Origin of the sequence: Methanoculleus sp. UBA413, from assembly GCF_002502935.1 — an archaeon.
GTDB lineage: Archaea > Halobacteriota > Methanomicrobia > Methanomicrobiales > Methanoculleaceae > Methanoculleus > Methanoculleus bourgensis.
Genome location: NZ_DAQR01000112.1, coordinates 6,705 through 20,537, shown reverse-complemented (window position 1 = coordinate 20,537; position 13,833 = coordinate 6,705). Strand labels below are relative to the sequence as shown.

Genomic DNA, 13,833 nt, shown 5'->3' with positions numbered 1-13,833 from the left:
AGCATCCTGTCGGTCAGGAACCGCCGCGGGCTCTGTTCAGTCGATCTTGGAGACATACGCGATGCGCCCACCGCACTCCGTACAGGTATGGTCTTTAAGCCCCCGCATCCGGACCCCAAACCCCGACCGCTCGATGACGAGGTTGCCGCAGGCGGGGCAGTAGGTGCTCTCGTAGGGGTGGTTGAAGACATTGCCCAGGTAGGGGTAGTGGATCCCGAGGTCTTTTGCACGCTCGTAGATCTTCTCAAGCGTCCTGGTCTCAGTCGGTCTTACCCCCCGCATCTTATAGTCGGGATGGAACCGGGTGAAGTGCATCGGGGTATCGGGCCCGAGGTTTTCGAGCACCCACCTGATGAGCGCTTCCATCTCTTCCATGGAATCGTTCTGCCCCGGGATGACCAGTGTGACCGTCTCGATGTGCAGCCCGAGTTCTTTTGCGAGGACCGTCGCGTCGAGGACCGGCTGCAGCCGCCCCCCGCAGACCTTCCGGTAGAAGGTGTCTGAGAACGATTTGATGTCGACGCGGAACGCGCTCAGCATCGACGAGATCTCGCGGAGCCCTTCCTCGGTGATGTAGCCGTTGGTGACATAGATAGTCCTGAGGTTCTTTTCGCGCGCGAGCGTTCCCATCGCAAGCGGGTACTCGTGCCAGATGGTGGGTTCGTTGTAGGTCCAGGCGATGCTCGCGGATCCTGACGCCAGCGCCCGTTCCACGCCCTGCTCCGGGCTGAGGTCCTGGAGCGCCTGCATCTCCAGTGTCTGCTGGGAGATGTGCCAGTTCTGACAATGCTCACAGTGGAAGTTGCACCCGATGGTCCCAAGCGAGTATGAGAGCGTTCCAGGGAGGAAATGGAAGAGCGGCTTCTTCTCGATGGGATCGACTGCTTCGGCGGCAACCTTTCCGAAGGTTGCGGCATAGAGCGTGCCGCTGCGGTTGATGCGGACGCCGCAGACCCCCTGCTTTCCCTCCCGTATGGTGCACCGGTGGGGACAGAGCGAGCAGCGGACGGTGTTATCTTCCAGTTTCTGATAGAGTCGCGCTTCGTGCATATGGCCACCGCATGAGAATGAGGGGGGATGAGGTATGTATCTTGCGGGGCTCGCGGGCGGCATGAGCGGGAAGTCCCGCGCCGGGGGGGTGGGATAGTTCACCACTGTGGTGCAAGGTCGGGCTACCGCCCGTCTCTCTCCTCGCCTTCTTCGTTGTACTCGATGACCAGCGCTCCACGGTAACCGCAGCGCTTGCACTGGTAGATCCGGCCGGTGTATCCGCCGGTAATCATCCAGACTTCTGTGGAGTTGCATACAGGGCAGTGCAGCATCTTCAACAGGTATATGAGTGGCATCAGGGATAATAATAGGGTGGAATGAAGAAGATCGTCATATCCCTGGGCGGCTCGGTTCTGGTCCCTTCGCTTGAATCGAACAATATCGGCCGGTATGTCTCTGTCCTGAAGCGGATTGCCGAAAGGTGCCAGATTTTTATCGTTGTCGGCGGCGGCGGGGAGGCACGCCGGTACATCAGGGTCGCCCGCGACCTCAGCGCCGGTGAGGCGGCGGCTGATGAACTCGGGATCATGGTAACAAGGCTGAACGCGCGCCTCCTCTTGGCCGGACTTGGGGATGCGGCCTACCCCCGCGTTGCGGAGAACTACACGGAGGCACGGGAGTTTGCAGAGACTAAAAAGATCGTTGTCATGGGCGGCATCACTCCTGCGCAGACGACCGACGCGGTATCCGCGGTCCTCGCCGAGAGCGTCGGTGCCGATCTCCTGATCAACGCCACGTCGGTTGACGGCATCTACAGCGCCGACCCGAAGAAGGATGCCAGCGCGGTCAGGTATGAGCATCTGACGCCGCAAGACCTCCTCGATATCATCACCCGGGGCAGGATGGATGCAGGTGCCAATACGGTGCTCGACATCGTTGCAGGAAAGGTTGTTGAGCGGTCCGGGATCCCACTCCTGGTGCTCGACGGCCGTGACCCTGAGAACCTCTACCGGGCAATCGTGGAGGGGGCCTCTGTCGGCACCATCGTGAGCAGGGAGAACTCAAATCCCCTGCTTGCCTGAACTCCTCCCCATCGGTAACTATTTTTGTCTGCTTCCCCAATATGTAGTGGTACAGGGGCAGTAGGGTAGCCTGGTCCATCCTAGAGCGTTTGGGACGCTTTGACGGCAGTTCGAATCTGCCCTGCCCCATCTGATATGAACCGCGAGATCGCCTGTGAGGTGTACCGTCGCCTCCTCGCACACTATCCTATCGTCGGCGGCAAACGCCACTTTATCGATTTCGACAGCCCTTTTGAGTCGCTGATCCTCACCATCCTCTCCGCGCAGACGACGGACCGCGCTGTCAATGCTATCCGCGACGATCTCTTCTCCCGCTACCCGACGCCGGAGGCGCTCGCCCGCGCGGAGCCGGAGGAGGTGGAGCCACTCATCAGGAGCATCGGCTTCCACCGCTCCAAGGCCCGCTATATCGTCGGGACGGCGAGAAAACTTATCTCCGACTTCGGCGGGGAGGTTCCGAGGACAATTGCGGAGCTGCAGTCGCTCCCCGGCGTTGGGAGGAAGACCGCAAACATCGTCCTCTCTCACGCGTTCGGGATCAATGTCGGTATTGCCGTCGATACCCATGTCCGCCGGGTTTCGAAACGGATCGGGTTTACCGACAGCACCAACCCGGATATCATCGAGCGCGACCTCATGGCCCTCTTCCCGGAGGAGACCTGGCAGGACATCAACTATCTCCTGATCCGCCTCGGGCGCGAGGTCTGCACGGCGCAGAACCCAAAGCACGAGGAGTGCGTTGTCGCGGATCTCTGCCGGTACTACCGGGATCTCCGCGCCGGGAGAAAGTGAGCGAATGACTGGATAGGGCGGGAGCTGAGAAGACTATTGAAGCCCCTCCCTCTTCCGGCTCAACCGGAAGGCTCCCGCAGCATGCGGCCGGGCGGTAGAGATCCGCGAGCGGCTTTTTGGAGAGATGACGGGCGCTCTTGCTCACCAGTGCTCGTAGCGCACCAGTTCCAACAACTCCTTGCGTTGCTTTGCCCGCGGCCGGTCCGCGGGATACCCGAGCGGGGTGAACGCGACCGGCTCGACGCCCTCAGGGATGCCCAGGGCCTCACGCGCCGCGCCGGTATCGAAGGCGGCGACCCAGTGGGTCCCAAGGCCCAGGCTCGCGGCCGCGAGCGTCAGGTGGTCGACGGCGATTGCCACGTCCACATCACTGTAGTTCTTCCCATCGGAGCGGGTCCATGCCTCCGATGGGACCGTGCAGGCGCACACGAGGAGGGGCGCCTCCAGGAAGAACTTTCTATCATAGATGCGCTCAAGTGCGCTCTCCTTCCCGGCGGTCCGAATCACGATGAACCGGAAGGGCTGCCGGTTCGCCGCCGTCGGGGCCAGTCGGGCGGCCTCAAGGACTGCATTGAGTTTATCCTCCTCGACTGCGGCCTTTGTAAACGACCCGACACTGTAGCGGTTCCGGGCAAGATCGAGAAAACTTTCAAACCCCTTCCCGGCCGGGGATCTACCGAAGAGTTCTGCGACGACCATGATGCCCGCATTGTACCTCCACCCATATATGGTTGTCCGGGCAGGGGGTGCGACGAAGCCCCCGACCTCCGACCCGCTGTCAGATGAGGAAATACTGTTAACGCCAAGCCCCTATCAAGCAGGGCGTTAACACAAAGTTTATTCGTATGGGGGCGAACAGTCTATGGATGGCATCGCGGTGCGTAAACAACCTCGGTGGAAAGGTGCTCCTCATGGATGTGACACCCGAACAGGTGAATGGCTACGTGCGAAAGCACTGCAAAGAGTACTATGAGATGCCTCCGGACTTTGTCTTCAAAGATATCCAGATGCTTCTGAAGTCTCCCATGCTTGTCGGCCTCCAGATTCGTAAACAGAAGGTTCTGCTACCGTTTACAAAGCCCTGTCCCGGCTATGGGACAATGCTTTATGAGGTGGCGGCAAAGGAAGAAGACCTTGATTTTATCCGTAACAACCTCGTGAAGGTCTCGGAGTGACTGCTCCTCCACCAACGTGGGGGCTTTCCGCCTGCTCCCTTTTGTAAGCGGGGCAGTTGCTCAAGTATCGCACCTGCTCTCCGGGTTGCAGGGTGGACGTCTGCGGGGACGGGGCGGGAGCAACCTGCAACGACCCCGGGACTGCAACTGTTCACGAAAGTGGGCCGGCAGCTCTCAAATATCGCCTAAAATAACTTTCTTGACGCTCAAATCATAAATCTGCTCCCATTTCAGCAGATCCTGCCGCCCAGGTGGGGTGGTATGACCGATCGCTATATAGCCCCTGACAGAAAAACCTTATAGCGATCATTGTGGGCATTAAAGAGTGGGTAATCCCTCAGGACAAGGTTTTTTTTGATCTCTTCGACAGGATGGCCGCGACCGTCGTTACCGCAGCCGATCTGCTGGTCGAATTCGTCGAGAATTTCGAGAACGTGAAAGAGCAGTGTTACAGGATGAAGCAGATCGAGCACCAGGGAGACGAGATTACGCACCAAATCTACGAGCAGCTGAACCGGACGTTCATCACGCCACTTGAGCCGGAAGAGATCTCCCGGCTTGCATCGGCGCTGGACGACATCCTCGATTACATCGACGGCACTGTGCAGCAGATGTACGGCTACGGCATCACCGAGACCGACGCCCATATGGTCGAACTTGCAAAGTTGATCCAGCTCAGCGTCATCGAGATCGAGAAGGCCGTCAACAGCATCAGGTCGATCAACGATCCGGGCATGATCGAGGAACGGTGCATTGAGGTGAACCGCCTGGAGAATATCGCAGACAATGTCCTTGGTCATGCCATTATGGACCTCTTCAAGACGGAGGATGCGATCACCATCATAAAACTCAAGGATATCTACGAGAACCTGGAGATGGCGACCGATAAGTGTGAAGATGTCGCAAATGTCCTGAGCGATATAGCCATCAGACACACCTGACCGCTATGGACCTGATCATCATCCTCGGCATCCTGCTCGCGTTACTCTTCAATTTCGCGAACGGCCTGAACGATGCCGCCAATTCGATCGCCACCATCATTGCGACCAAGGCCCTGACGCCCCTGCAGGCGGTGCTCCTCGCAGGGGTCTTCAACCTCCTCGGCCCCCTTCTTTTTACCACAGCGATTGCAGCGACCATCGGGAGAGGGATCGTCGACCCCATATTCCTCACGCCGCCGCTGATCCTCATGGCCCTGGTCGGTGCGGTTCTCTGGGTTCTTGCGACTTCATATCTTGGGATCCCCGTATCCAGCAGCCATGCCCTTATAGGGGGGCTTCTTGGCGCCGGAATTGCAGCCGCCGGGATTGGCGCAGTCTTCTGGCCGTCGCTTGCCCTGCTTAAGCAGGTCATCGTCTACGGATTCGCCGGGGCGATTCCCGGTGCTATCATCACTGGTGCGTTTGCGCTCTGGAAGGGTGACTTCAAGCCGTGGAACCTGCTCCTCGGCGGACTCATCGGGATGACGATAGCCATCCCGCTCGCCATCGCAACCGGGTTTTTGAAGATCAGCGGTATCCTGGCGGTCATTATCTTCATCGTCATCTCCCCCATGCTCGGGCTCATATCCGCGTTTGCCCTCGGTATCATCGTCGCCCGCATCTTCCGCAACTACCCTCCACGGCGCCTGACGAGTCACTTCAGAAACCTCCAGATATTCTCGGGATCGCTTCAGGCAGCAGGTCACGGCGGCAACGATGCCCAGAACGCGATGGGTATCATCACCGCCATGCTCCTTGCCGGCGGGCTGATCTCCGAGTTTGTCGTCCCGCTCTGGGTTATACTGGCATCATCGCTCGCCATATCGGTCGGAACACTCCTTGGCGGATGGCGCGTCGTGGATAAGATGGCCAACCGGATCACAAAGATACGCCCCTACCAGGGGTTCTGCGCCTCGACCGCTGCCGGGAGTGTCCTTTCGCTGATGAACGTCTTTGGCGTTCCTGTCTCGACGACTCACGCGATAACCGGCGCGATCATGGGTGTCGGCGCGACCCGCGGCTACTCGGCAGTTAAGTGGGGTGTGGTTCGCGAGATCCTCATCGCATGGATCCTGACCATACCGGCGGCGGCGGTCGTGGCCGGGATCTGCTTCTTTGCCGCCCGGACTCTCACCGGTGGGATTATATGACCAGACCGGTCCGCGTGAAACTCCCCAGTAGACTACCGGCCACGCGAAGCACCCGGTGTACCCTGCATCCTCATCAGTTGGGTTGATGGCCAGTACAGCCTCATCGACGATCCGGGGCAGTCAGGTCGTCCCGGGGGCAGGCGGCCTGGCTGCCCATGAGCATCGGTTCACTTAATGCCTGCAACAACCAAGTATTCTTCAGAAATGCGTGAACCGGCAGTAAAAAAGATTCTCTACTGGTGCGACAACTGCAACGTCCCCCTCATCGGGCGCACCTGCGCGTGCGGTGCCAGGAGCAGGGAGATCCCGCTCCTGCAGCCATATGATGTCCGCCCTGCACTGGCAGCGGATATGGCCCTTATCCGGGGCCTTCTTGCCGCGCAGTTCGGCGATATCCCCCTGCCGGGAGTCGTGCTCCTGAACAAGACCGGCGGTACCGACAGGGCCGACCTTGTGATCGTGCATGGCGACCGGTTCGGCTGGCTCATGTTTGACCCGGTCACCCGGCAGTTCAGCCTCGATATCGCCCCTGAGGCGCTCCCATACATCCTGCCGCATGCAACCCGCGGCATCGTCGACCTTGAAGCCGAGCATGCCGTGAACGCCCACAAGGGGCGTATCGGCGGGAAACGGTTCCCCTTATCGACCCCTGTGCCCGACGGGACGGTTATCGTCTCCTACAAAAACCGGTTTGGCACAGGTGTCGTGAAGGACGGGCAGGTCCGGGTGAAGGAACTCGTCCCTGTCGAGCCCCGGACTCGCCCCGACCCTGGCTGGGACGTGGTGATCGGGAAGAACCGGTATCACCTGAAGAACCTTGAGCGCAACGCAGTCCGCACCATCAGAAAGCACATGAACGACCGGCCGTGCGTGAACGTATCGTTCTCCGGCGGCAAGGACAGCACCGCCGCCCTCCACCTTGCCCGTAAGGCAGGGGTGGAGAAGGCGTTCTTCATCGATACCGGGATCGAACTCCCGGAGACGGTGGAGTTCGTGGCGTCGCAGGGCGTCGAGATCATCAGGAAAGGCGGCGACTTCTTCCAGGCAGTCGAGAAGGCCGGTCCGCCGGGGAAGGACCTCCGCTGGTGCTGCAAACTCCTGAAACTCCATCCCTTAAAGATCTACCTTAGCGGTGTCGGCCCCTGTGTCACCATCCAGGGGAACCGCTGGTACGAGTCCTGGAACCGTGCTGACCTTGACGAGACGAGCCAGAACCCGGCAAACCCCCTGCAGCTGAACGTCTCACCGATACGGAACTGGCGAGCGCTCGAGGTCTTCCTCTACCTCTGGTGGCGCAAGGCCCCCATAAACCCGCTCTACGAGAAGGGGCTTGAGCGGATAGGCTGTTACCTCTGCCCGGCGGCGCTCGAGAGTGAGTACGAGGGGCTCCGGAAGATGCACCCGGAGCTGACGGAACGCTGGGACGGGTTCCTCGAGCGGTGGGCAAAGAAGACAGGAATGCCGGACGCCTACCACCAGTGGGGGCTCTGGCGGTGGCGGGCGCTGCCGCCGAAGATGCGTGAACTCTGCAGGGACCGGGGCATCCCCCTCAACGATGACTTTACGTTGCAGGCGGCCCCGGTGAAGGAATTGATAGAGGTGGCAGAGATGGAGACTGCACGATCCTGTGAGCCGGCATCACCGGCAGGAAAAGAATTTTCCGCAGAAGAGATCCGCCGGGATTTCCCGATCCTTGGCGATATTATCTACCTGGACAACGCTGCGACGAGTTTCTCGCCCGAGCCGGTGGTAGAGGCACTCGTCGAGTTCGAGCACCGTTACCGGGCCAACGTCGGCAGGGGAATCCACCGCCTGACGCAGATCGCGACCCAGCGCTACTGGCATGCCCACGAGAAGGTGGCCCGGTTCATCGGCGGGGAAGCGGGCGTCACCATCTTTACGAAGAACACCACGGAAGCTATCAACATGGTTGCGCAGGGGCTCTCCTGGAAGCCGGGCGACCGTGTGGTGACCACCATCCTGGAACACCACTCAAACCTCCTGCCGTGGAGAGCGCTTGGCAAGCAGGGCGTCTCCCTCGACGTGATCGGGATCAATGCCGACTACTCGCTCGACCTCGCCGCGCTCGAGGAGTCCCTGGAGAGAGGCGGCGTCCGGCTTGTCGCCGTCACCCACGCCTCGAATGTGCTCGGCGTGACGACGCCTGTTCCGGAGATCGCCCGGATGTGCCAAAAACACGGTGCCCTGCTCCTGGTGGACGCCGCACAGTCCCTGCCGCACATGCCGGTGGATGTCTCGCAGCTCGGTTGCGACTTCCTCTGCTTCTCGGGGCACAAGGTCTTCGGGCCGACCGGCACCGGTGTTCTCTGGATGCGGGAGGCGATCCTCGAGCCACAGGTCCTCGGCGGCGGTATGGTCGAGAGCGTGACGTCGGAGGGGTATGTGCCGGCCGAGGGCTACCAGCGCTACGAGGCCGGGACGCCGAACGTCGGCGGCGGGATAGCGCTCGGCGTCGCCGTGGACTACCTCTCAGCGATCGGGATGGAGAGGATACACCAGTATGAGGAGCGCCTGACCGCCCGGCTCATCGACGGGCTCTCCCGGATCGACGGGGTCAGGGTCTATGCCTCCCGGAGGGCCGGGTCACGTATTGGTGTCGTCTCGTTCACCATCGACGGCATCCACCCGCAGGAGGCCGCCCACCTGCTCGACGAAGAGGCAGATATTCTTGTGCGGTCGGGGCACCACTGCTGCCAGCCGCTCATGGAGCATCTCGGCCTTCCAAACGGGACGGTGCGGGCGAGCCTTGCGGCCTACACAACCGAGCAGGAGATCGACCTTCTTCTTGCAGCCGTCGGCGAGATCAGCCGGGGCAGGTGAGGCGCCGTCCCCTGCCCCACGCTCCCACCACGGCCAGAACAGGCGCTCAACCGGGATAACCCCAAAAAGCGCTCTCTCCGGGGGCACTTACCCGGCTCATCCCAGTAAGAGTTCTGGCCCGGCATTTTTCTCACACCCTCATTAAATCAGAGTGCCAGGGCAAGCTGAGTCCACCAAGGTCTCACGCGAAGACGCGAAGACGCGAAGGACGTGTCTTCCCCCCCGCCACCCTTCGCGCTCCCCGCGTGCGGCTGGCGATCACGCCCACAAACCCGCACCATACGGTGAATTGGTCCACCCGTTCATTATTCCAGGACGCGATCGTCTTACTGCGGAAGGTGGACTTACTGCCGCCCTACGCGCCGATTCCTGCTATCCGCTCCGCGTGTGCATAGACTGCTATATCCGGGGTGCCGGCGGACCCGACAACGCAGAGCCCGGTCTCCTCTGCGACCTCCACGGCAAGGGCGGTCGGAGATCCGGTGGAGATGATCGCCGGGATGTTGGCGATCAGACACTTCCTGACCATCTCTGAGGTGATACACCCGGTGCTGACGGCAACTGTCCGGGGGAAGTCGACGGAGTTTTGCAACCCGTAACCGATAACCCGGTCGAGGGCGTTGTGCCGGTCTATATCTTCCGATCTGGCAATGATGCTGCCACCGGCAACGAGGGCGACTGCCTCGATCCTGCCGGCAGGAATGCGGGCATCTGGAGCGAGGAGGGCGGCGACGGCGGCCGCGATCTCGGGGATGGATATAATGAGATCGGAGTTGATCGTGGGCAGTTTCTCTGTGTCGATGTAGGAGACAGCCCCCCCGCACCCGGAGAGGATGGTCTTCTTTGTGCTGACCCGCTTGAAGAGGTTCCTGGTAAGGACACTTATCCGGTTCTCTTCAATCCTGACCGACTCGATCTCGTCAACATCCCTGATGATCTCTTCGGTGTAGAGATAGCCGGTGATGAAGTCCTCGAATCTGGCAGGGCTCAGGATCGCAGTCGTCATGTGCCGCCCGTTGACGAAGATCGCAACCGGCGTCTCCTCGGCGGCATCCTGGGTGGTCTGCCCGGCGGAGCCGTCGTCGATGGGAATACAGGGGATTTTTTTAAACATGGTCCTCACGTTACAGTGCTTGCACGCGGCCCGGGAGTAGGGTCGTTTGTGCATAGAGGTGCACGGTGCAGAACTATAATACCCGGCGTCTCCCCGGGATTGGGGATGGAGTGGCCCTGACCGTGCGGGGTACTCTCGGTGAACCACCCGGTGCTTGCGCAAGCGGGCTTCCTGTTTCAACGACCCGGCTTCAAACGAGGTCTCATGTGATCTCCACAGGCGTTGGTTATCCTGTTCGGGCAGTCCCTGCCGTAGGGCTATGTGTGAGCCCCGATTGCCCAGGTTTCCCGCAAACATTGGGTATACTATCCTATGACACCTCAAATACTATGATGGTGAGCCGTGCGGGGGATTCGTGAAGAAGGGGCACCGCTCCCACCTCCCCCGTGCGGAGGGGGCTCTCCTGCTCGATGCCTGCCCGCAAGCCCCGCCGAGGTAGGTTTGTCTCCTGCGCCCCTCATGACCTGAACGACAGCCCCCGACTCCTTCCGGGCGGTTGTAATGTTCTGGTACGAGCGGAGTAGTGAGGAATCTGACGTGAGCATGGCATATGTCTATTATAAGGATAACACATGTACTATTATTTAAGAAAGGGTTGGTAAATTAAGCATTCCCGAGGTGGAGTAATGATGAAGGCAAAAGAGCATTTCAACGACACGGCAGACCATTACGAAGAACAGATAGAGAAGATAATTCCGTATGCAGACCATTTCTTCGGGATAGCCCTTGATTGCATTCCTCCGGGAAACCTCTCTGTTCTTGAACTGGGTAGCGGGACCGGTTATGTGACGGAGCGTATCCTCAGGAGAAATCCGGGAGCGAGGGTAACCTGTATCGATATGACGCCGGAGATGCTTGCCGTCGCACGAGGCAAACCCAAACTTGATGGTGTCTCCTTCATCGAAGGGGATTTCAGGGATGTGTGGCCGGATGAGCAGTTTGATCTCGTGATCACAACCCTCTGTCTGCATCATCTCCCAGACAGGGACCGGGCTACGGTGATTCGCCGTATCCATACAACGCTCAACAAAGGAGGGCGCTTCATCAACGGCGATATATTCAGGCCGGAAAGCGAGTGGGAGGAGACACTCTCCAGGAACCGGTGGCGCCGGTACATGGTGGAGCACGGACTCCCCCCGGGCGATGCGGAAGGAATGATTGAGATGCGGCGGAAGAATTACCAGTATATCGATACATTCCGGGGATACCGGCAGAAGCTCTTCAACGCAGGATTCCAGCGGATCTTCTGTCCGTATATCTGTCATTTCACCGGTGTATTTGTTGCAGCCGGGTGAAGCGCAGAACGGTCATCCCTGCTCTCTTCCATCACGTCCCGGAGGCGGCGTCCTCTCCAGGAGAGGGGTTCCAGCCCTGAAACAGTCCACCGCATGGAGCCCGCCCGGAGGAAAGGCTGTTTTCCGCTCGTGTAGCCTCGCGCTGCGCCTCATGAGCGTTTAGCCCCGGGGGGTGTCAACCAACCCGCAATTGCCCTGCAACTCCTGCGGGTTCCGTATAATTCTTAAGACCTCGATACTCACTAATTCTGGGTAATTATGGAAAGCGCCGCACTATCTATCGAGTTCCAGATGAGTCTCCTCCTCTTCCTCGCGCTCGCCGGCTACCTCCTGGCATCCAGGATCAACCAGTCAGCGACGATCGGGGCCATTCTCGTGGGGCTCCTGGTCGGCCCGAGCATGCTCGGGCTGATCACCTACACGGAGTTCGTCCGGAGTCTGGCCCACCTGGGCGCGATCATCCTTCTCTTCGTCATCGGCTTTGAGTTCAATGTCAGGGATATCCTGAAAGCACGCTACGCAGTCATAGGAACCCTCGGCGTGGTCATACCGTGGCTTGGCGGCTACGCCACTGCTATCCTCTTTGATTTCGACTTCATAAGCGCGGTATTCATCGGCACGGCGCTGACCGCCACGAGTATCGCCATCACCGCGAACGTCCTCAAGGAGATTGGCATGCTCCAGACCGGGGCGGCAAAGGCGATCATCGGCGCCGCGGTCATCGACGACGTTCTCTCTCTCCTGGTGCTCTCCGTTTCCACCGGTCTGGTGAGCGGGGAGATCTCAGTGGCAGGGATCGTCCTTATGTTCGCCAAAGCGGTCGGGTTCATCGTCATCGCCGGCGTCGCCGGGCTCTTCGGCGTTCGAAGGCTCATCGAGCGCATGGACGCATCAGCCCTGGCGCGGAGGTATCCAGAGTTCGTCTTTATCTTCGCCATGATGATGGCGTTTCTCTATGCGATGCTCGCCGATCTCGTGGGCTTATCAGGGATCATCGGTGCGTTCATCGCCGGAGTCTCCTTCGGCAGCGTCGAGCTCCGGCAGAGCAAGGGTGTCAAGGAAGGCGCCGAGTACTTCCAGATCATCTTCGCCTCGATCTTCTTTGTGTCGCTTGGGATCCTCGCGGACGTCAAGGCGCTCACCCCCGACATCCTCATCTTCCTCGTGGTGCTGACCCTGGTCGCCATCGTCACCAAGGTCATCGGGTGCGGCCTGCCCGCCAGAGCGATGGGGATGTGCCGCGAAGACGCCCTCATCGTCGGGTTCGGGATGGCGCCGCGGGGCGAGGTGGCGATGATCGTCGCGCTGATCGGGCTGGACTCGGGGCTCATCGGCCAGAACATCTTTGTGGCGATCGTCCTGATGAGCCTGCTGACTACCATCATCACCCCGATCGTCTACCGGAACTGGTTCTTCAGGGGCGCGTACTGTGCTATAGAATAACCCGGGGAGAAGCCAGAACCTTTTTTTGAAGGGTCGGCCCGGCATCCCTTTCCCCTCTACTGGGATCCGCAGAGAGGGGAGGGCGGAGCCCCCCTCCGGGATGCTTCCGGCTCACCAGACTTCGGGAAACGCCATGTTGGTGTAGATGTCCTCGAGGCGCGCCTTGTGGCCGCGCTCCATCGAGGCGAGGCTCTCGAATAACTCTATCTGTTCTGGATCCACGCTGAGACTCGCGAGCTGGGTGTACATCTGCATTGCGTCGAGCTCCTTCCGAATCGCGATGACCAGGCCGTCGAGTGGTTTTAAGTCGGCCGAGAGCGGCGGGGTCTCCAGGGTCTCTGCAACCTTGTAGTCCCGCTTCGTGTCAAACCCGAGTTTTCGGGGCTCCTTCATGAGAAGCGCCTCGAGGGTCTTTCTGTGTTTGCTCTCCTCTCCGGCAAGCTCGTTGAAGAGGCTTTTCAGGTTCTCGTCCTTGACCTTCTCCCTGACCATGCGGTAGAAGGTGTAAGCCTCAATCTCCCTGTCGATGGCGTTTGATATGATGGAACGATACTCTTCGACATCCATGACTTCATGCACCGGCGGGCAAGTAACACGCCAGGGTTCTTAAACCTTGTTGGGCCGGGGTCCGGTATCGCGTGTGTTAACGAGGGGGCGAGCAGAGTGGGTCCAGCTCCGGCTTGATCCCCGGGTTCACTCCAGATACTGGACCCGGGTGGCGATAGCCGGGGGAAAGCCGCGTCCGGGGCCGCAGGGGGAGTGCAGGGGTAGCCCGGACCCGGTTCTTCCCCCCCGGGGTGAGCCGGGGGATACTCCGCGTTCACCAGAACCGACATGGGGGTAACCGAGCTTGAACCTCACCGATAGCCGACCCGGAACGCAGTGCACCCACGTGGTAAGTTCGCGCCAATGGGGGCAAGCCCCCTCCCCTGTCTCACCAGGTAGCGATACTCGCAAACCCACACTCCGC

At 60.1% G+C, this 13,833-nt stretch carries 13 protein-coding genes and 1 tRNA gene; 9 read left to right on the top strand and 5 right to left on the bottom strand.

Translation table 11 applies throughout. The features are described from left to right. Positions 1-36: 36 nt before the first annotated feature. Positions 37-1,050 (bottom strand): AmmeMemoRadiSam system radical SAM enzyme, encoded by a 1,014-nt coding sequence (gene amrS / locus BP858_RS09255; RefSeq protein WP_286879345.1) that lies wholly within the window; start codon positions 1,048-1,050, stop codon positions 37-39. Positions 1,051-1,172: 122 nt separating this feature from the next. Continuing rightward, the gene (locus BP858_RS09250; RefSeq protein ID WP_281768030.1) at positions 1,173-1,346 is read right to left on the bottom strand and encodes a transposase; all 174 of its coding nucleotides are present in this window, start codon (positions 1,344-1,346) and stop codon (positions 1,173-1,175) included. Positions 1,347-1,367: 21 nt separating this feature from the next. Here BP858_RS09250 and pyrH point away from each other — a divergent pair, with 21 nt between their 5' ends. From pyrH to nth, 3 genes are all read left to right on the top strand, one after another. After that, on the top strand, positions 1,368-2,072 hold the full coding sequence (gene pyrH / locus BP858_RS09245) for a UMP kinase (protein ID WP_074175442.1): 705 nt from the start codon (positions 1,368-1,370) through the stop codon (positions 2,070-2,072). Between the two features lie 54 nt (positions 2,073-2,126). Further along, positions 2,127-2,201 (top strand) — tRNA-Pro (locus tag BP858_RS09240). 6 nt (positions 2,202-2,207) lie between these two features. Continuing rightward, complete coding sequence (gene nth, locus BP858_RS09235; RefSeq protein ID WP_062265684.1) at positions 2,208-2,864, top strand: endonuclease III; 657 nt, start codon at positions 2,208-2,210, stop codon at positions 2,862-2,864. A 141-nt stretch (positions 2,865-3,005) separates the two neighbouring features. Here the strand turns inward: nth and BP858_RS09230 are convergent, their stop codons facing one another. Continuing rightward, the gene (locus BP858_RS09230) at positions 3,006-3,563 is read right to left on the bottom strand and encodes a nitroreductase family protein (protein ID WP_286879344.1); all 558 of its coding nucleotides are present in this window, start codon (positions 3,561-3,563) and stop codon (positions 3,006-3,008) included. Between the two features lie 146 nt (positions 3,564-3,709). Here BP858_RS09230 and BP858_RS09225 point away from each other — a divergent pair, with 146 nt between their 5' ends. From BP858_RS09225 to BP858_RS09210, 4 genes are all read left to right on the top strand, one after another. After that, on the top strand, positions 3,710-4,039 hold the full coding sequence (locus BP858_RS09225) for a DUF1894 domain-containing protein (RefSeq protein ID WP_286879343.1): 330 nt from the start codon (positions 3,710-3,712) through the stop codon (positions 4,037-4,039). 311 nt (positions 4,040-4,350) lie between these two features. Further along, the gene (locus tag BP858_RS09220) at positions 4,351-4,980 is read left to right on the top strand and encodes a DUF47 domain-containing protein (protein WP_062265691.1); all 630 of its coding nucleotides are present in this window, start codon (positions 4,351-4,353) and stop codon (positions 4,978-4,980) included. Between the two features lie 5 nt (positions 4,981-4,985). After that, entirely contained in the window at positions 4,986-6,170 is a 1,185-nt protein-coding gene (locus tag BP858_RS09215; RefSeq protein WP_074175446.1) for an inorganic phosphate transporter, read from the top strand. Positions 6,171-6,344: 174 nt separating this feature from the next. After that, entirely contained in the window at positions 6,345-9,011 is a 2,667-nt protein-coding gene (locus BP858_RS09210; RefSeq protein WP_286879342.1) for an aminotransferase class V-fold PLP-dependent enzyme, read from the top strand. A gap of 355 nt (positions 9,012-9,366) precedes the next feature. Here the strand turns inward: BP858_RS09210 and fdhD are convergent, their stop codons facing one another. Beyond that, positions 9,367-10,125 carry a formate dehydrogenase accessory sulfurtransferase FdhD gene (fdhD, locus tag BP858_RS09205; RefSeq protein WP_074175448.1) on the bottom strand — a complete coding sequence of 253 codons (759 nt, stop codon included), beginning with the start codon at positions 10,123-10,125 and terminating at the stop codon, positions 9,367-9,369. Positions 10,126-10,751: 626 nt separating this feature from the next. On the opposite strand from fdhD, the gene BP858_RS09200 reads away from it, so the two are divergent. Together BP858_RS09200 and BP858_RS09195 are read left to right on the top strand one after the other, a co-directional pair. Continuing rightward, positions 10,752-11,420, top strand: coding sequence for a class I SAM-dependent methyltransferase (locus tag BP858_RS09200; protein ID WP_062265699.1), 669 nt, complete (start codon positions 10,752-10,754; stop codon positions 11,418-11,420). A 258-nt stretch (positions 11,421-11,678) separates the two neighbouring features. Continuing rightward, positions 11,679-12,863, top strand: coding sequence for a cation:proton antiporter (locus tag BP858_RS09195; RefSeq protein ID WP_074175449.1), 1,185 nt, complete (start codon positions 11,679-11,681; stop codon positions 12,861-12,863). Between the two features lie 111 nt (positions 12,864-12,974). Here the strand turns inward: BP858_RS09195 and BP858_RS09190 are convergent, their stop codons facing one another. Beyond that, positions 12,975-13,430: a ferritin-like domain-containing protein gene (locus BP858_RS09190; RefSeq protein WP_286879347.1), complete on the bottom strand. Its 456-nt coding sequence runs from the start codon at positions 13,428-13,430 to the stop codon at positions 12,975-12,977. Between the last annotated feature and the right edge of the window lie 403 nt (positions 13,431-13,833).

Excerpts from the sequence above, each read along its gene's own strand:
- amrS (WP_286879345.1), bottom strand. The coding sequence starts at position 1,050 with ATGCACGAAGCGCGACTCTATCAGAAACTGGAAGATAACACCGTCCGC.
- BP858_RS09250 (WP_281768030.1), bottom strand. The coding sequence starts at position 1,346 with ATGCCACTCATATACCTGTTGAAGATGCTGCACTGCCCTGTATGCAAC.
- pyrH (WP_074175442.1), top strand. The coding sequence starts at position 1,368 with ATGAAGAAGATCGTCATATCCCTGGGCGGCTCGGTTCTGGTCCCTTCG.
- nth (WP_062265684.1), top strand. The coding sequence starts at position 2,208 with ATGAACCGCGAGATCGCCTGTGAGGTGTACCGTCGCCTCCTCGCACAC.
- BP858_RS09230 (WP_286879344.1), bottom strand. The coding sequence starts at position 3,563 with ATGGTCGTCGCAGAACTCTTCGGTAGATCCCCGGCCGGGAAGGGGTTT.
- BP858_RS09225 (WP_286879343.1), top strand. The coding sequence starts at position 3,710 with ATGGGGGCGAACAGTCTATGGATGGCATCGCGGTGCGTAAACAACCTC.
- BP858_RS09215 (WP_074175446.1), top strand. The coding sequence starts at position 4,986 with ATGGACCTGATCATCATCCTCGGCATCCTGCTCGCGTTACTCTTCAAT.
- BP858_RS09210 (WP_286879342.1), top strand. The coding sequence starts at position 6,345 with ATGCCTGCAACAACCAAGTATTCTTCAGAAATGCGTGAACCGGCAGTA.
- fdhD (WP_074175448.1), bottom strand. The coding sequence starts at position 10,125 with ATGTTTAAAAAAATCCCCTGTATTCCCATCGACGACGGCTCCGCCGGG.
- BP858_RS09200 (WP_062265699.1), top strand. The coding sequence starts at position 10,752 with ATGATGAAGGCAAAAGAGCATTTCAACGACACGGCAGACCATTACGAA.
- BP858_RS09195 (WP_074175449.1), top strand. The coding sequence starts at position 11,679 with ATGGAAAGCGCCGCACTATCTATCGAGTTCCAGATGAGTCTCCTCCTC.
- BP858_RS09190 (WP_286879347.1), bottom strand. The coding sequence starts at position 13,430 with ATGGATGTCGAAGAGTATCGTTCCATCATATCAAACGCCATCGACAGG.